Origin of the sequence: Ralstonia sp. R-29 (assembly GCF_049913345.1) — a bacterium.
In the GTDB taxonomy this organism is placed as follows: domain Bacteria; phylum Pseudomonadota; class Gammaproteobacteria; order Burkholderiales; family Burkholderiaceae; genus Ralstonia.
Map to the genome: position 1 here is coordinate 41,297 of NZ_CP184378.1, position 17,787 is coordinate 59,083.

Here is a 17,787-nt window from a genome sequence, read left to right on the forward strand (position 1 = left end):
GCGAAATTTAATACATCGATTTGTAAAAGTGGGCATGAAAAAAACCGGCGCGAGGCCGGTCTTTTTTTCTTGGGAGGGAGAGCACCGATCAAGCCCCGCCATATTGAAGGCGCAACGCCTTCTTGTCGGTCTTGCCGACGCTGGTGCGAGGCAGTGCGTTGGTGAGGTGAATCGCATCGGGTAGCGCGTAGGACGGCAGCCGGCCTTGATGCGCCTGCACGTGCAGTGCTTTGCGCAGCGCGTCGGCCAACGCCGGGTCGTTGTCTTTCTCGGGGACGATCACGGCAACAGGGCGTTCTCCCCAGCGTGCGTCTGGAATGCCGATGACTGCGGCGTCAGCCACGCCGCTGCAATCCAGCAGCAGGGCTTCGAGTTCCAGCGACGAGACCCATTCCCCGCCGGTCTTGATCATGTCGGTCGCCCGGTCGGTCAATCGCAAGGAACCATCTGTGTCGAGCACGCCGATGTCGCGCGTATGAAGAAAGCCGTTACGCCACAGTCCTGCGCTGGCCTCGGGCTCGTTCAGATAGTCGGCCGTCAGCCACGGCGCGCGGGCGGTTACCTCGCCGGCCTGGCGGTTGTCACGGGCCACCGGCTGTCCGTCCTTATCCAGCACGCGCAGACGGACCAGCGGGATGGGCGAGCCGGCACGCAGCCGCGCGGCCAGATCCTGCGCTTCGTTGCGCGCATGGTCCGGGTGAAACTGGGCCAGCGTCAGCACGGGCCCCGTCTCGGACATGCCGTACCCCGCCCAGATGTCGATGCCGAGCGCCAATGCGCGACGCGCCAGGGCTTCCGATAAAGCCGCGCCACCGATGATGACTTTCCAGCGTGACAAGTCGCGCTGCGGCTGGCTGGGGTCATCCAACATCATTTGCAGCAGCGTCGGCACGCAGTGCGAGATGGTGACGCCTTCACGTTCAATCAGGTCGAGCAACGCTGCCGGCCGGTACCGGCCCGGATACACCTGCTTGAGGCCCAGCATCGTGGCCAGATAGGGCATGCCCCAGGCATGCACGTGGAACATCGGCGTGATCGGCATGTAGACGTCACGGCGATGCAGCCGGAGACCGTCCGCCGAACAGCCCAGCGCGCCCGCGAGCGACAGCGTGTGCAACACCAGCTGTCGATGACTGAACGAGACGCCTTTGGGCGCCCCGGTGGTGCCCGTCGTATAGAACAGGGTGGCGCGCCGATTCTCGTCGGGGGCGGGCAGCACCGGATCGGACGTTTCCGCGGCCAGGCACGCCTCGTACTCCCCGTGCCAGGGCAGGTCCGGATGCGCGGGTGCATCGGGTTGGTCGGTCAGCCGCAGCCAGGCGGTCGCTGCCGGCAGTGCCTCGCGAAGCTCGGCCAGTTGCGGCGCAAAGTCGTCGTTGACCAGCAGCACGCTCGCCCCGGAATGGCCCAGCGTGTAGGCCAGTTGTTCGGGCGACAGCCGGATATTGGCCGTCATCAGCGTGGCGCCCGTCATGGGCACGGCAAAGTACGCTTCCAGATAGCGGTGGCTGTCCCAGTCGGCCACGGCAACGGTCACGCCCGGCCCCGCCCCCAGGCGCTGCAACAGCGCGCACAGCCGCAGCACGCGCTCATGGAGATCCCGATAACGCAAGCGCACGGTGTCGCGGTAGATGATTTCGCGGTCGGGGTACTGCTCAACCGTGGGCATCAGTAATTGGTCCAGTGTCAACTGGAAACCCTGCGCGCAGACAGGCGATTCGAAAGCAGTCATGGCTCCAAGGCGGGGTGGTGAGTCGGACGGGTAGTGTAGGTAGCGGGCAAAGCGGGCGATTGCGAATTCCCCGATAGCCGATTTGAAACTTTGAATTGGCGGTAGGCGCACGTTGTTACGACAATGCCCCGGTCGTTCCTACACGCATGGAGTCAGAACGTGACGCAATCTTCCCGCGCGGCAAATCGTGTGCCGTTGATCCTTGCGCTGGTGCTGGTCGGCCTGAACCTGCGCCCGTCGATGGCCGCCATCGGGCCGCTGTTGACGTCGATCCGAAGCAGCATTCCGTTGAGCTACACGATGGTCTCCCTGCTGACCATGCTGCCGGTGCTGGCCATGGGCCTGGCGATGTTCCGCGGTGCCAAGCTGGCAGCCCGTTGGGGGGAGCACCGCGCTATTGCGGGGGCGTTGCTCGTGATCGGGCTGGCCAGCCTGGCGCGGCTGTACGCTTCCTCCGCTTTGGATCTGATCCTGACGGCTGTGGTGGCCGGTGCCGGCATCGCTGTCATCCAGTCGGTCATGCCGGGCATCATCAAGAGCCGCTTTCCGAACGCCATTGCGTTGCTGATGGGGGTGTACGTGACCGCCATCATGGGCGGGGCAGCCTTGTCCGCCTCGGTTTCGCCATTCATCAGTGGTTGGTTCGGCGGCTGGCAGCCGGCGCTGGCGGCATGGTCAGCGCTGGCCGCGGTGGCGCTGGCGGCGTGGTATGCCATCCGCGGTGACATCGTGTCGTTCGTCGCGCCTCAACAAAGCGCGGGCGGCAGCGACAAGCCGTTTGCGACCCGCCCGCGTGCCTGGCTGCTGGGCATCTTCTTTGGTCTGGGCACGGCCTCCTACACCTGCGTACTGGCCTGGTTGCCGCCGTTCTATGTCGAGCAGGGGTGGGCGGATACGAATGCCGGCCTGTTGCTGGCCTACCTGACCAGCATGGAGGTGCTGTCTGGTCTGGTGGTGCCGGCGCTGGCCAGCCGCAGCCTGGACCGCCGCCCGGTGTTGCTGCTGGTGTTGGTTTCCGTGATTGCCGGGTTTGCCGGCCTGATCCTGGCGCCCACGGCTTATCCCATCGTCTGGGCCGGTCTGCTGGGTTTTGGCATCGGCGGCCTGTTCCCGATGAGCCTGATTGTGGCCATGGACCACATGGACGCCCCGCGTCGCGCCGGCGAACTGACGGCGTTTGTGCAGGGCGTGGGTTACCTCATTGCCGCGCTGTCGCCGCTGATTGCCGGGTTCATCAAGGATGTGTCCTCCAGCTTTACGCAGGCTTGGCTGCTGCTGGCGCTGGTGTCCACCGGCATGATCTTCATGGTGGGGCGATTCCGCCCGGCCGACTATCCGAAGCATTTCGCCATCCAGCCGAGCCGCGGCTGAGCGCCACTCACGCAACCCGCCTGGCGTCGACCGCTGCTGGGTTTGCTTCGCGGCGCCAAGCGCGGAGCCCTTCCGGTCAGATGTTCACGCAAGCGCGGATCAATTGCTGACGCAGCCAGGTATTGGCCTGGTTGTTCGTCAGCGCGGCGCTCCACACCATGTCGAGCGTGAAGTCCGGCATCCCGTCGGGCATGGGGCGTGCGCCGACATTGGGCAGCTTGCGTCTGACTTTGTCGTGGATCCGGCGGGGAAGCATCAGCAGGAGATCGGTGCCGAACAGGAGCTCGATGGCCGAAAAGTAGCTGTTCGCCCGCGCCGCGATCGTGCGGCGGTGGCCCTGTGACTGCAGCCAACTGTCGACCATATTGCTGTCGGAAACCCAGGGCGTTGGAAAGACGTGACGGCGTTCCAGCAGCGCATCCAATGGCAGGGGGTCTGTATTGTCGGGGCCGTCTTGCACGGCAAGCAGCTGGTCGCGGAACAGCGTCTGGGTGGAAAGACCCGGGTAGTTGCGATAGAAGCCCGGGCCAAAGAAAACGCCCAGATCGATTTGCCCTGCGACGATATCGGCGTAGGGCAAATCCTTTTCGGGTTTGGTAATGTTGATCGAAACCTTATGGCCGGCCTCCAGAATGTTCTTCATCAGCACCGGCATGATGATGATTTCGAAATATTCCGGCGCGTAGATCGTAAATGAAGTGGATTTGATGGCGGGATTGAAGCTGGCATCGTCCTGCACGCACTCGGCCATCTGGGTGAGGATGCCCTGCACGCGTGGCGTGAGCGCCGTCGCCCGCGGGGTTGGGCTCATGCCAAAGCGCGAGTTGGTGAACAGCTCATCATCAAAGCAGTCGCGCAGGCGTTTCAGGCAGTAGCTCACGGTCGATTGGCTGACGCTGAGCAGTTCCGCCACCTCGGTGACGCTCCTCAGCTCATATATCAGGTGAAAAATCACCAGATCCTGAAAGTCCAGCTTGCGGACGCGATTATTCAGTAACAGCATGGTTGTTTTGTCCTAGATCGATGCCCGCGTGCTGACAGCATGCGCGAGATTCGATTTCTCATTCGGCAGAAGGTTGCGGCCTTCTGCGCGGGGGCGCAATTGTGGCATTACTGGCGCCCATTTAGATGACAGCCAAATTGATCAATGCGGAAGCGCGCGGAAAATGGTAGGCATTCGGTTATGTGGAGGGCTGTCGCATCGCGGTTAAGCCGGGTGCTTAATATTGGACCTGCGACAAATGCGATTTGTTGCCAATGAGAAATATAAAAGCGCCCATTTGGCGCAACCGCTCTTGGCGGGGCAGCGCCGTGGCTGACACGTGCTCTTAACAAAACCCAGCGAAGTGGTCCCGGCGAGGCGCGCCGAGTTCTGAACTCGGGCCGCCGAGAAAAAGGCCCCACACGCCAGGTTCTGAGCTCGGGCTGCCGAGAAAAAAGCTCCACGCGCCGAGTTCTGAGCTCGGGCGGCCGAGAAAAAGGCTCCACGCGCCGAGTTCTGAGCTCGGGCGGCCGAGAAAAAAGCTCCGCGCGCCGAGTTCAGGACTCGGATCGTCGAGAAAAAAGCCTCGCCCTCAGCACTTTTAACCCCGCGTTTGGCTGTTTGAGCCTCATGGATGGGGCTTGGCGGTGCGCAATGGCCGGCAGGCGGCACCGTTCGCCGCTTCCACACCCCCCAGCGGGAGGGTATTTCAAAGAAAAGCCGCCTTTTGGGCAGCTTTCTCCCGTCTTCGATTTGAGGGCCCGGGCGGCAAGATGGCATCCATCGAAATGCCCCCCGCTGCACACCCCCAACGATGAACGCCGCACTGCTCCGAGTCACCGACATCCTGCGCAAGGGCGACTACCGCTCTGCCGCCGGCCCGGTACTCATCATCCTGATCCTGGCGATGATGGTGTTGCCGCTGCCGCCGTTCATCCTGGATCTGCTGTTCACCTTCAACATCGCGCTGTCGATCATCGTGCTGCTGATCAGCATGCACACGCTCAAGCCGCTGGATTTCTCGTCATTTCCGAGCATCCTGCTGATCACGACGCTGATGCGGCTGTCGCTGAATGTGGCTTCCACCCGCGTGGTGTTGATGGAAGGCCACACCGGCCCCGATGCGGCCGGCAAAGTGATCGAGGCGTTTGGCCACTTCCTGGTGGGCGGCAACTACACGGTCGGCATCGTGCTGTTCGTCATCCTGGTGATCATCAACTTCATGGTGATCAGCAAGGGTGCGGGCCGAATTGCCGAGGTCAGCGCCCGCTTCACGTTGGATGCCATGCCCGGCAAGCAGATGGCGATTGATGCCGACCTGAACGCCGGCCTGATCCGCGAAGACGAAGCCCGCAGGCGCCGCACGGAGATCGCCCAGGAAGCCGAGTTCTTCGGTTCCATGGACGGTGCCAGCAAGTTTGTGCGCGGGGATTCGGTGGCGGGTATCGCCATTCTGCTCATCAACATCATCGGCGGCTTGGCCGTGGGTGTGATCCAGCACGGCATGGACGTGGGCCACGCGGCCACCAACTACACGCTGCTCACCATCGGTGACGGCCTGGTCGCGCAGATTCCGGCGCTGGTGATCTCCACCGCGGCGGGCATCATGGTCAGCCGCGTTTCCACCGACAAGGACGTCGGCCAGCAACTGTCGAGCGAGCTGTTTGCCATGCCGATGGTGCTGATGACCACCGCCGGCGTGATCGGTCTGCTGGGCCTCGTGCCGGGCATGCCGCACATCCCGTTCATCCTGTTTGGCGGCGGTCTGGGCTATCTGGGCTGGTACCTCAAGAAGAAGCGCGAGATTCCCGAGGTGGAACCGGTGCTGCAGGCCATTGCCCCGGTGGATACGCCGGAAGCGAGCTGGGACGACGTGTCGTGGGTCGACGTGCTGGGCCTGGAGATCGGCTACCGCCTGATCCCGCTGGTCGACAAGAGCCAGGACGGCGAGCTGCTGCGCCGCATCAAGGGCATCCGCAAGAAGTTCACGCAGGACATGGGTTTCCTGGCGCCGGTGGTGCACATCCGCGACAACCTGGAACTGGGCCCGTCGTCGTACCGCATCACGCTCAAGGGCGTGGAGATCGGCCAGGGCGAGGTGCAGCAGGGCAAGTTCCTCGCCATCAATCCGGGCGGACAGCATGGCCACATGGGCACACAACTGCCGGGCACGCCCACGGTGGACCCGACCTTCGGCTTGCCGGCCATGTGGATCACCGCCGATGTGCGCGACCGCGCGCAGGCCGAGGGCTACACCGTGGTCGATTGCAGCACTGTCATCGCCACCCACGTCAATCAGTTGATTTACACCCATAGCACCGAGCTTCTCGGCCGTTTGGAAGTGCAACAGTTGCTCGATCATTTGGGCAAGGAAGCACCGAAGCTGGTCGAAGACGTTGTGCCCAAGCTGTTGCCCGTCGCGACCGTGCAGAAGGTGTTGCAGAACCTGTTGGACGAAGGCCTGCACATCCGTGACATCCGCACCATCGTCGAGACGCTGGCGGAACACGGAGGCAGGACGCAAGACCCCGCCGAACTCACCGCCGCCGTGCGTGTGGCGCTGGGCCGGGCGATTGCCCAGCAGCTCTTTCCGAACAAGACCGAAATGCAGGTCGTCACGCTTGACCCGAATCTGGAGAACATCTTGCTGCAAAGCGTCGTTGGCTCGAATGCCGGCCCGATTGAACCGCAACTCGCGGACTCGCTCATGCAAGCGGCAGCGGACTCGTCCCGCCAGCACGAACAGATGGGTCAGACGGGCGTCCTGCTTGTACCGCCCGCACTGCGCCCGATGCTTGCCCGCTTGTTCAAGCGTGCTGCACCGAGCCTGCGCGTGCTGTCGCACGCAGAAATTCCAGATCACCGAACGATTAAGGTTGTCGCCATGCTTGGAGGCCGCGCATGAAAATGCATCGATTTACCGGACTGACGTCGCGTGACGTCTTGCGCAAAGTCCGCGACCAGTTGGGCGACGACGCGCTGATTCTCTCGAATCGCGCCGTGCCGGGCGGCATTGAAGTCATCGCCGCTTCCGACACGCATGTGGATGCCCTGGTCGATACCCATTCGACGGCACCCAAGGGCGCCCAGCGCCGCCCGATGGCACCCGCGCCGATTCCCGAGCCGATTCCCGAGCCGGCACCTGCCGCAGAGGCTGTCGCCCAGGCATCTGCCGAAACGCCGGCCCAGGCCGCCGCAGACCACAGCGCCGCGCAAGGTGCTGCACCCAACGCGCTGGCCCGCCTGCGTAATCGCTTCATTGCCTCGCGCCGCACCGCCGCGCAGGAAGAGGCGCCCGCCGCCGAGGCCGCCGCTGCTGCCCAAGCCAAGCCGGCCGGCCGCACGCTGCAAACACGCGTGGATGACGATGTCGCACTCAATGCGTCGGCAGATACGCCGGCCAACGATCCGCTGACGGCATCCACCCGCATGCTGGCGAGCCTGTCGCTGGACCGTGCCAACAAGGACGCCGCCGACACGCTGGCCAGCACCGCCCAGTTCATCGCCCGCCGCACCGTGGTGCAGGAAGACGAAGCTGCCGAGCCGGTCAAGCGTCCGGCCGCGCGCCGTGAACTCCCGCGTGAACCGTCGCGCCAGTTTGCGCGCGAGCAAGACCCGCAACCGACCACGCTGCGCGACTTTGCCGAACGCGTGGAAGCGCAGTCGCGCAAGTCGGCCGACGCCTTCAACCCCTCCAACGTCTTTGTCCGCATGGAGGACACGATGGCCAAGCAGCCTGAAGCCCCGCGCGAAGACGTCAGCCTGCAGCGCGCACCCATCGACCTGAAGGCCGATCTGCGTGCGGACCTGAAGGCCGATCTGAAAGCCGAAAGCGATGCCATGACGCGCCGCATGGTCAGCGAGATCGACGTGCTCAAGAGCACGCTGACCGATGCCATGTCGAGCCTCGCCTCGCTGGGTGTGAAGCTGGGCGACCCGGTGCGTACGCGCCTGTTCCAGACCATGCTGAATGCAGGTTTCTCGGCGCAGCTCACGCGCTACGTGCTGGAGAACATGCCGCAGCACGATACGTATGAAGGCGCGCTGGATTTCGTGCAGCGCGCGATTGAAAAGAACCTGGCCACCGTGTCGGACGAAAACAGCCTGCTCGACCAGGGCGGCGTGTTTGCCCTGATGGGCCCGACGGGTGTGGGCAAGACCACCACCACCGCCAAGCTGGCTGCGCGCTTCGTGCTGCGCCATGGTGCATCGCGCGTGGCGCTGCTCTCGACCGACAGCTACCGGATCGGCGGCCACGAACAACTGCGCATCTACGGCAAGATCCTGGGCGTCTCGGTGCATGCCGTGAAAGACGCGCAAGACCTGAGCCTGGCGCTGAACGATCTGCGCGAGAAGCACGTCGTGCTGATCGACACCATCGGCATGAGCCAGCGCGATCGCGCCGTGTCCGAACAGATGGCGATGCTGCACGCCGTGGGCCCGTCGATCAAGCGCCTGCTGCTGCTGAACGCAGCCAGCAACGGCAAGACGCTCGACGAGGTGGTGAGCGCCTACCGTGACGCCAACCTCGCGGGCTGCATCCTCACCAAGATCGACGAGGCCACCTCGGTGGGCCACGCGATGGACGTGATGATCCGCCGCCGCCTGCCGCTGCACTACGTGTCGTACGGCCAGCGCGTGCCGGAAGACATTGCGGTGCCCAACAAGAAGCTGCTGGTGCATCGCACGTTCCGCGCGGGCGCCGAGCAATCGTCGTTCGCGCTGGATTCGGACGAGTCGCTGCTGGTGGCGCAAGGCGCCACACGTAGCCGCGAACCCGGCCTGGCCGCTTTCGATTTCGCCTGAACAAGGGGGCGAGCATGACCACACCTTTCGCCAAGGATCAAGCCGCCGGGCTGCGCCGCATGCTCGGTCAGGCAGCCAGCCGCCGCGTGCTGGTGATCGGCGAGCAAGAGCAGGTGGATGACTTTGTCGACAACCTGCGCATTGCGCTGTCTGCCATGGGCCGCGACGCCGCCGTGGTGAGCGCGCAGACCATGCTGGCGGTGACGGGCATGCTCGAACAGTACGACGACACTGCGGACGTGACGCTGGTGGCCGCGCATTTCGGTACGCGCGCGCTCGCCACCGTGGCCGAGGCTTGCGACGACGTGCTGCTGACCTTCACTGATGGCCCGGAAGGCATCAAGAGCGCGTACACGCTGCTCAAGAAAACCGCCGTGCTGCAAGGTAGCGGCGCCGGCATCCGCACCGTGGTTTGCGGCGCGCATTCGGTGGATTCCGCCCTGCGCGTGTTCAGCAACCTGGCCAACACCGTGGGCCAGTACCTGAACACCCGAATCGATTTCGCTGGTTACCTCCCGGAGGACCGGCATGTAGAACTGGCGCTCTCGCTCGGCAAGCCCGTGGCGAGCGCGTTTCCCGCATCGCCTTCGGCCATGGCGTTCCGCCAGCTTGCCGAAGAGATGCTGAGCTGGGCCAGCAGTCATAGCGCCGGGGCCCAGCCTGAGGAGGGCATCGGTCAAACCGTGCCGTCGCGGGTGGAGGCATCGGCGCAGACACAGACAACAACGTCAATATCGGCACCGACAGCGACGCCCCACGCCACTGCGCGTGCGGCCGAGATGGTTTATTGAGGCGCAGCATGAACGAAGCGCCAAAGGCAGGCATGGATATGTACACCGCAACCGGTCGCAAGACCAAGTCCGACGAAATGGCCGCATACGCACCGCTGGTGCGCCGCATCGCCAACCAGATGATGGTGAAGCTGCCGGCCAGCGTAGAACTGGATGACCTCATCCAGGCCGGCATGATGGGCTTGCTCGATGCGCTGTCGCGCTACGAAGAAACGCAGGGCGTGCAGTTCGAGTTCTACGCGGCCCAGCGGATTCGCGGCGCGATCCTGGACGAGCTGCGCGGCTCCGACTGGCTGCCGCGCGGGTTGCGCCGCAATGCCCGCACGATCGAGCAGGCGATCCAGAAGCTGCAGCAGCAGAAGGGCCGTGCACCTACGGAAACCGAGATTGCTGCTGCACTGGGCATGTCGCTGGCCGAATACCAGAAGCAACTGGTCGACCTGCAAGGCAGCCAGCTGCTGTATTACGAAGACTTCGATCGCGAAGACGCCGACGCCTTCATCGAAAACCGCGCCGCCGAGAACGACGCCACGCCGCTGGACCAACTGCTGGACCACGACCTGCGCGAATCGGTCGTGGCCGCCATCGAAGGTCTGCCCGAGCGCGAAAAGCTCATGATGAGCCTGTACTACGAGCAGGATCTGAACCTGCGCGAAATCGGCGCCGTGATGGGCGTGTCGGAATCGCGCGTGTGCCAGATCCACAGCCAGGCCATTGCCCGCATTCGCGCCAAGCTGCGCGACCGCGCGTGGCTGCCGACGCCGACCTGATCTCGGCGCAGTTCTACGCTGCCAGTTTTCTATTGCGCGGCCAGCGAGTCATCTCGCGGCCGCGTTTTTTCTTGGTGCAACTCGGTGACAAGGCGCGCTGCCTCGGCATCCCACACGCGCGTTTCACCGTGGCGGAAGAGGGTGAAGCGCTCGGCCGGCACGTTGGCCGCCTTCAACGCGTTCGCCAGATCGGTGATGGGCTGGTCGAGTGCTTCGTCCGTCAGCGGGAACGTGCCCCAGTGGATGCCCACGGCCTGTTGCGCGCCGATGTCGCGCATCACCTGCACGGCTTCGGTCGGATCAATGTGCTGGGACTTCATGAACCAGCGCGGCTCGTAAGCACCCACGGCAATTGCCGCCACATCAAAGTGGCCAAAGCGCGCGCCAATGTCGCGTGTGTCTTGCGAATACCCCAAGTCCCCCGAGAACCAGAAGCGCAACTGCGGATGCAGCAGCGCCCAACTGCCCCACAGCGTGTGGTTGCGGTCGTACAGGCCGCGTGCGGACCAGTGCTGCACGGCGCAGAAATACGCGGTGAATGGGCCGAAGTTCGCCTCGTCATCCCAATCGAATGCACGTACGTTGGCGTTGCTACCCGACAGGCGCGTGCCGCGCACGTTGCGCGCAAACCAGTGGTCGATCCCCAGCGGTACGAAAAACATCGGTGCGCCACCGGGCTGGCGCATGAGCGCGCGCACGCTGGCTTTGTCGAGATGGTCGTAGTGGTTGTGCGAGATCAGCACCAGGTCGATATGCGGCAATTGCTTGAGCGACAGGCCGGGCGGCTGGTGCCGGCGTGGCCCGGCAAAGGGCAGGGGCGATGCGCGCTTGGAGAACACCGGGTCGGTCAGCACGTTCAGGCCGTCGATCTGCAGCAGCAGCGTTTCATGGCCGATCCAGGTGAGTTGCGGCACGTTGGGCGGCCGGTGCACGGCGGCCAGATTGGGCGCGACGCAGGACAGGTCCTGCGTGGGCGGCTTGGGCAGATTGAGGCGGCGGCGCTCCTGCTGCCATTTCCAGAAATCGCCGTTCGTGCGGGGGTGCGGGTAGCGGTTGCGGAATCCGTCGGGGGTGTGGTGGGGTTTGGATGGATCGTAGTGGGGGTTGGCCATGGCGTCGCAGGGGGTGGACGAGCCACCCAGGTGAGGGAAGCGGCTCGAATATCAAGAAGTATCAACTTCTGTTGGTTTCTGAATTTCGGATGCGCCACTGCCTAGGCTGAAACGGCCTCGCCGAGGCGCGCTCCGCGGCACATTTCAAGCGGGGCGCGGCAGTCAACCCTTCCTCATAGAACCCGCATGCATTCAGATTCTTACTTGGCCGGTCAACTTGATGTTTCGGATGCGCAGGCCGCGCATCAAAAAGGGGGGCCGTTTGTGGCTTGACAGGTTGTCAGGAACCCGGACATGGCGGACAGATCATCCGCTTGGCCGATGCCCGGGCTGCCACGTTTTCTCCCCGGCCATCGCGCCCGAGTGCGCCGCCCAGGTTTGTGCTGGGTGGGCCGGCGCGACAGACCAGCGGCAGCGTCGCGCGGCTGGCGCAACTTCCCTCGGGTGCCATTGTCGGCATCAACGACTATCAGCTGATTGGCGCCGCCGCCGAACTGGCTGACGTTCTCCATCTACGCGGTTATATGCACGGGCGCTGGACACATGGCCAGGCGCGCTTGGGCGGACATGTGCGGCACATCGCCGGCGATGCCGGGGAATGCCACTACGCCGTGGTCGAACAGAGCACCGCGCTGCTGCGCCGACACACCGCACTCGGGTGTCTGGGTACCTTCACATCGCCTACCGTGGCGGCCGGCAGCGGCCCTGTTGGGCAGGCGCAAGGCACGCTCGATATGGTCTGGCAGAACGGTGTCTTGCGCTTGATCGGCAGCGTGGAAGTGCGTGCAAACGGCGCGCAAGCCACTCTGCTGATCCGCCACTACCAGCCTGGGTTGGGGGCCGCGTGCCAAGGCGGCAGCCCGTTCGGGGGCAACACGTACACCCTCACGCCCGTGGTAGCGGAAAGCGGCCTGTTGCGGTGCGTCATCCTCTACAAGGTGCGGCTGGATTCGGGCGTGTTCTACCAGGGCGTGGGGATGTTCGAAGCGCACGCGCGTACATGAACCCAAAATATGTACACAAAAGACGGCGCATATTGTTGACAGATACAAACGCGGTCTCCAAGATTGCCGGCAAATGTGCGGCATCACGTCACACACATGTTGGCAGCCGATGCGCCTTGCGCGGCCTGCCCAAGCACGCTCCCCGGCACGCACAGGGGGGCGGCATCCGGAGACAAAACATGCGCCAATCCCCCGGCCACCCTTCGCCTGCGTCCTCCACCTGCGTGGACCCTGTCAACGAGCGCTTGCCGCTGCCGCGCCTGTTCGCGCTCGGCCTGCAGCACCTGCTGGTGATGTATGCCGGCGCGATTGCCGTGCCGCTGATTGTCGGCAATGCGCTCGGTCTGTCGAAGAGCGATCTCTCCTATCTGGTCAATTGCGACCTGTTTGCAGCCGGCATCGGCACGCTCATCCAGTCGCTCGGCTTTCTGATCTTCGGGATTCGCTTGCCGGTGATGATGGGGGTGACGTTTGCCGCGGTGGCACCCATGATCGCCATCGGTGTGGAGCCCGGCATGGGGCTGCCGGGCATCTTTGGGGCGTCCATCGTTTCAGGCGTGTTCGGTATTGCGATTGCACCGCTGATGGGCCGGCTGCTGGGCCTGTTTCCGCGCGTGGTGACGGGCACCGTGATCATGCTGATCGGCTTTTCGCTGCTGAGCGTGGGCATCAACTGGGCAGCGGGTGGTCAGCAGATGATTCCGCAGGTGGTGGACGGCGTGAAACAGATGGTGCCGAACCCGGCCTTTGGTGATCCGTTTGGCCTGGCCATTGCCGCGCTGGTGCTGGTGACAATTCTGCTGCTGACCAAGTTCGGCAACGCCCTGCTGTGCAATATCGCTGTGCTGCTGGGCATCGTCGCGGGCACGCTGGTGGCCGCCGCTTTCGGCAAGGTGTCGCTGGCGGATGCAGGCGCCGCGCCGCTGATGACGCTGGTGACGCCGTTCCACTTTGGCATGCCCAGGTTCGAGCTGTCGGCCATCATTTCGATGTGCATCGTGATCGTGATCACGCTGGTGGAGTCGACCGGCATGTTCCTGGCGCTGGCGCACGTGGTCGGCAAACCAATCTCGCGCAACGAGTTGACGAATGGCCTGCGTGCCGATGGCTTGGCGACGGTGGTGGCGGGTGTGTTCAACACGTTCCCGCATACGTCGTTCTCGCAGAACATCGGGCTGGTGTCGATTACCGGTGTGCGTTCACGCTATGTGGCGGCGGCCGGTGGTGTGCTGCTGATCGTGCTGGGGCTGTTTCCGAAGCTGTCGTATGTGGTGGCCTCGGTGCCGCAATACGTGCTGGGCGGCGCGGGGCTGGTGATGTTCGGCATGGTGGCCGCTGCCGGCATTCGCATGCTGGGCATGGTGGATTTCCAGCAGCAGCGCCATAACCTGCTGATCATTGCCGTGTCGGTCGGCTTTGGGATGATGCCGACGTTGGCGCCGGCCTTCTTCCATCACTTTCCGGATTGGATGCGGCCCATTACCCACAGCGGCATCGTGATGGGCACGCTGGTGGCGGTGGTACTCAATGCGTGGTTCAACGGCATTCGCGACGCGCACGAGGTCATGCATGGCGCCGCTGCGGCGCACTGAAATTTAGCCTGCTCGCCTCACGTTTCGCGGGCAATCGACACGCGATATTGGGTGCGCTGCCGATACACCGCGCCGGGCCGGAGCATGACCGTTTCCGCGTCGGGCATGTTGACGTGGTTCGGATACGCGCTCGCTTCCAGGCACAAGCCGCTGCGTGGCGCGTGCGTGCCCGAGAGTTTTTGGCCCGAGTAGAACTGCAGCCCACGTTGGTCTGTCAGCACCGTCAACTCGCGGCCGCTGCCGGGGTCATACAGCCGCGCGACCGGGCGCACTTGCAGGGCATCGTTCAACGCTGCGTTGCGCAGCACGAAGCAGTGGTCGAACCCACCGGCCTGCGCGAGTTGCGCGTGGGGCCAATCCAGCCGGACCCCAATCGGCGCCCCCTGCCGAAAATCAAATGCCGTACCGGCGACGCTGGATAGCCGCGTCGGAATCAGCTTGGCATCGACTTCCCAATACGCGTCGGCATCAATGGAGAGGATGTGGCCTTTGATGTCGGTGCCGGGTTTGCCGCTCAGGTTGAAATAGCCGTGGCTCGTCAAGTTGACGGGCGTGGGCGCATCGGTGCGCGCTTCGTAATCGATCGACAGCGTGCCGTCGTCATCCAATGCATAGCGAACCTGCACGGCGACATTGCCGGGGAATCCGGCATCGCCCTCGGGGGAGGTGAGCCGCATGACGAGTGTGCCGTCTTGCTCGTCAGTGGCCCACAGCGCGCGATGAAAGCCGGTTGCGCCGCCGTGGAGCAGATTGCCGCCTTCGTTGCGATCGAGCGCGTAGTCGATGCCATCGAGCGTAAAACGCGCGCCGGCAATGCGGTTGGCCCAGCGCCCGATCAAGCCCCCCAGGAAGCCCGCCGATTCAAGGTAAGCGAGGGGCGATTCGTGGTTGAGAAGAATCTCGCCTAGGCGCCCGCCACGGTCGGGCGCTTGCCATGAGACGAGCGTCGCCCCGAGATCGCTGATCGAAACACGCATGCCCTGGGCATTGCGCAGCGTAAACAACCGAACCGGTTCACCGCCGGGCAATCGCCCCCAAGTTGTCGTTGAGATGGTGCCATCGACCGGCGCGTAGGTGGAAAGCGCTTGCGCGATGCTCATGATTGGCCCTGTGCGATGGTGCGTTCTTGGTATTCACGTGGTGTGCAATCCAGCTCGCGACGGAATACGGCGTGCATGTATTGCGGGGAGGTAAAGCCGCAGCGCACCGCCACCTCGGCGGTGGCGACATCGCGGCTGGCCAGCATGTGCTTGGCGGCGTCGAGCTTATGGCGAAGGATTTCCTGGTGCACGGTGCAATGCAATTCACGACGAAAGTGTTCTTCGAGCGAGGAGCGCGAGATACCGACGTAGTCCGCGACCTGCTCGGTCTTGATTCCCTGGCAGGCATATTGCCGGATGAAGTGCCGCGCACGCATGACATACGGGCTGGCCAGTGGCTGGTGCCTGGACGATGCCAGTACGTTGATGCCAACCGGCGGCACGAGAATCTGCCGGCCCGCCAATTCTCCCAAACGGGCACCGCCCAGCATCTGATGCAGCAGGTGTGCGGCGGTGCGGCCCATCTCCATGGTGCCCTGAATGACGGACGACAGCGGGATACGGCTCAGCGTGCGCGTGAGCGGATCGTTGTCGATGCCGATGATGGCGATTTCTTCCGGCACCGCGAACCCCGCTGACACGCACGCCTGCAGCAGATGCCGCGCCCGCGCATCCGTCACCGCGATGATGCCGATGGGCTTGGGCAAGCCGCGCAGCCATTCAATCAACTGGCTGATCGCCTGATGCCACGTGGGCGCGCTGGTTGAGAGGCCGCGGTAGATCTCTTGCGCGATGGGCGCGGCGGGATTGTCTAGCCGCCGCAAGTGGGTAAAGGCCAACTCGCGCTGCTGCGCCCACCGGTTTTCTGGCGCCTGGGGCAGGCTGTACAGCGCGAAGTGCTGCAGGCCAGCCTCGATCAGGTGACGGTAGGCCAGCGAGACCAGCTTGCCGTTGTCCGTGGCGACGTAGGGCACGTTGGCCGGGTAGTGCGCGGCGTCTTCATACGACGAGCCGACGGCGACCACCGGCAGTGGGCAGTCACGCAGCGCTTCGGCCACGGTGGGGTCGTCGAAATCCGCGATGATGCCGTCGCCGTCAAAGCGCTCGATGCCGGGTAGGCGGCAGCGGAAATCCTCTTCCAGAAACACGTCCCACGTCACGCGGGTCGAGCGCATGTAGTCGCCAATGCCCGTGATGATTTCGCGGTCATACACCTTGTTGGCGTTGAACAGCAGCGCAATGCGATGAATCCGCGCGTGCTGCGAGGGATCGGGCAGTTGACGATGCATGGTGGTTGAGGGGCGCTCGCGGTGGCAGTGGGTTTGCCAAACGGCTGCCACATTCTAGGGGCTGCCTGCGGCGCTGTCAGACGATCGCAGTGGGGTGGCAAGAAATGTTAGGGCGCTTGGGCAATTTCGTAATTGCCGGTGCCGAGCGGGCGCATGCACCATGCCGTTGCCGTCGAGCCGGGCGAGATCACATCACTATTGCGGTGCAGCATGCGCCCCGGCACCCCAGGTGTACCCACCAACACAAGAAGATGGAGTGAGACATGAAATCGAACCAACGCCGTTGTGTTCTGAGGGCCGCGTTTTGCGGTGCAGTGCTCGCCAGCCTGTCGATGGCGGCGCCGCTGGCGCATGCGAGCAAGGAGAAGCCGGAAATCGGTTTTTGTATTGACGACCTGCGTGTCGAGCGCTGGTCGCGCGACCGCGATTACTTTGTCGCTGCAGCGGAAAAACTGGGTGCGAAGGTGTCGGTGCAATCGGCCGATGCCAGCGAGCAACGCCAGATCTCGCAGATCGAGAACCTGATCTCGCGCGGTGTCGACGTGATCGTCATCGTGCCGTTCAACTCCAAGGCGCTGACCAACGTGGTGGCCGAGGCCAAGAAGGCCGGCATCAAGGTGGTGTCGTACGACCGTCTGATTCTCGACGCTGATGTTGATGCCTACATCTCGTTCGACAACGAGAAGGTGGGCGAGCTGCAAGCCCAGGGCGTCTACAACGTACGCCCGAAGGGGAACTACTTCCTGCTGGGCGGCGCCCCCACCGACAACAACGCGAAGATGCTGCGTGAGGGCCAGTTGAAGGTGTTGAAACCGGCCATCGACCGCGGCGACATCAAGGTCGTCGGCTCGCAATGGGTGCCGGAGTGGAGCGCGTCGGCTGCGCTGGGCATCGTTGAAAACGCGCTGACAGCGAACAACAACAAGATCGATGCCGTGGTGGCATCCAACGATGGCACGGCAGGTGGCGCGATCCAGGCGCTGGCTGCGCAGAAGCTGGCCGGCAAGGTGCCAGTGTCGGGGCAGGATGCCGACCTTGCCGCCGTCAAGCGCGTGATTGCCGGTACGCAGACGATGACGGTCTACAAGCCGCTCAAGCTGATTGCCAGCGAGGCCGCGCAGCTTTCGGTATCGCTCGCCAAGGGTGACAAGCCGAAATACAACTCGCAGTATGACAACGGCAAGAAGAAGGTCGACACGGTCTTGCTGCAACCCACCCAGCTCACCAAGGACAACGTCAACCTGGTGGTGAAAGACGGCTTCTACACGCAGGCGCAGATCGGCGCCCAGTAAGGCAAC

The 17,787-nt window shown here is 63.9% G+C and carries 13 protein-coding genes; 8 read left to right on the forward strand and 5 right to left on the reverse strand.

Annotated elements, in window-relative coordinates:
* Positions 1–88 precede the first annotated feature (88 nt).
* Positions 89–1,732, reverse strand: a complete 1,644-nt coding sequence (locus ACN9M1_RS17435) for a fatty acid--CoA ligase (RefSeq protein ID WP_426399825.1) — start codon at positions 1,730–1,732, stop codon at positions 89–91.
* Positions 1,733–1,891: 159 nt separating this feature from the next.
* Here ACN9M1_RS17435 and ACN9M1_RS17440 point away from each other — a divergent pair, with 159 nt between their 5' ends.
* Complete coding sequence (locus ACN9M1_RS17440; protein WP_426399826.1) at positions 1,892–3,103, forward strand: cyanate transporter; 1,212 nt, start codon at positions 1,892–1,894, stop codon at positions 3,101–3,103.
* A gap of 76 nt (positions 3,104–3,179) precedes the next feature.
* Here ACN9M1_RS17440 and ACN9M1_RS17445 read toward each other — a convergent pair whose 3' ends face one another.
* Positions 3,180–4,106, reverse strand: coding sequence for a LysR substrate-binding domain-containing protein (locus ACN9M1_RS17445; protein WP_426399827.1), 927 nt, complete (start codon positions 4,104–4,106; stop codon positions 3,180–3,182).
* 793 nt (positions 4,107–4,899) lie between these two features.
* On the opposite strand from ACN9M1_RS17445, the gene flhA reads away from it, so the two are divergent.
* The 4 genes from flhA to ACN9M1_RS17465 are packed head-to-tail and all read left to right on the forward strand — an operon-like array spanning position 4,900 to position 10,452.
* Positions 4,900–6,990: a flagellar biosynthesis protein FlhA gene (flhA, locus tag ACN9M1_RS17450; RefSeq protein ID WP_426399828.1), complete on the forward strand. Its 2,091-nt coding sequence runs from the start codon at positions 4,900–4,902 to the stop codon at positions 6,988–6,990.
* Positions 6,987–8,891 carry a flagellar biosynthesis protein FlhF gene (flhF, locus tag ACN9M1_RS17455; RefSeq protein WP_426399829.1) on the forward strand — a complete coding sequence of 635 codons (1,905 nt, stop codon included), beginning with the start codon at positions 6,987–6,989 and terminating at the stop codon, positions 8,889–8,891. Before flhA ends, flhF begins: the two co-directional genes overlap by 4 nt.
* 14 nt (positions 8,892–8,905) lie before the next feature.
* Entirely contained in the window at positions 8,906–9,682 is a 777-nt protein-coding gene (locus ACN9M1_RS17460) for a MinD/ParA family ATP-binding protein (protein ID WP_426399830.1), read from the forward strand.
* 8 nt (positions 9,683–9,690) lie between these two features.
* Positions 9,691–10,452, forward strand: a complete 762-nt coding sequence (locus tag ACN9M1_RS17465; protein ID WP_426399831.1) for an RNA polymerase sigma factor FliA — start codon at positions 9,691–9,693, stop codon at positions 10,450–10,452.
* Between the two features lie 29 nt (positions 10,453–10,481).
* Here ACN9M1_RS17465 and ACN9M1_RS17470 read toward each other — a convergent pair whose 3' ends face one another.
* Complete coding sequence (locus ACN9M1_RS17470; RefSeq protein ID WP_426399832.1) at positions 10,482–11,564, reverse strand: MBL fold metallo-hydrolase; 1,083 nt, start codon at positions 11,562–11,564, stop codon at positions 10,482–10,484.
* A gap of 269 nt (positions 11,565–11,833) precedes the next feature.
* Between ACN9M1_RS17470 and ACN9M1_RS17475 the strand changes: the two genes are divergently transcribed.
* Both ACN9M1_RS17475 and ACN9M1_RS17480 read left to right on the forward strand, forming a co-directional pair.
* Positions 11,834–12,568 carry a hypothetical protein gene (locus ACN9M1_RS17475; protein ID WP_426399833.1) on the forward strand — a complete coding sequence of 245 codons (735 nt, stop codon included), beginning with the start codon at positions 11,834–11,836 and terminating at the stop codon, positions 12,566–12,568.
* Positions 12,569–12,747: 179 nt separating this feature from the next.
* On the forward strand, positions 12,748–14,160 hold the full coding sequence (locus ACN9M1_RS17480; RefSeq protein ID WP_426399834.1) for a nucleobase:cation symporter-2 family protein: 1,413 nt from the start codon (positions 12,748–12,750) through the stop codon (positions 14,158–14,160).
* A gap of 17 nt (positions 14,161–14,177) precedes the next feature.
* On the opposite strand, the gene ACN9M1_RS17485 is transcribed toward ACN9M1_RS17480, so the two are convergent.
* Positions 14,178–15,260 (reverse strand): aldose epimerase family protein, encoded by a 1,083-nt coding sequence (locus tag ACN9M1_RS17485; protein WP_426399835.1) that lies wholly within the window; start codon positions 15,258–15,260, stop codon positions 14,178–14,180.
* Complete coding sequence (locus ACN9M1_RS17490) at positions 15,257–16,489, reverse strand: XylR family transcriptional regulator (protein WP_426399836.1); 1,233 nt, start codon at positions 16,487–16,489, stop codon at positions 15,257–15,259. Before ACN9M1_RS17490 ends, ACN9M1_RS17485 begins: the two co-directional genes overlap by 4 nt.
* 263 nt (positions 16,490–16,752) lie before the next feature.
* Here ACN9M1_RS17490 and xylF point away from each other — a divergent pair, with 263 nt between their 5' ends.
* The gene (gene xylF, locus ACN9M1_RS17495) at positions 16,753–17,781 is read left to right on the forward strand and encodes a D-xylose ABC transporter substrate-binding protein (RefSeq protein ID WP_426399837.1); all 1,029 of its coding nucleotides are present in this window, start codon (positions 16,753–16,755) and stop codon (positions 17,779–17,781) included.
* Positions 17,782–17,787: the final 6 nt, after the last annotated feature.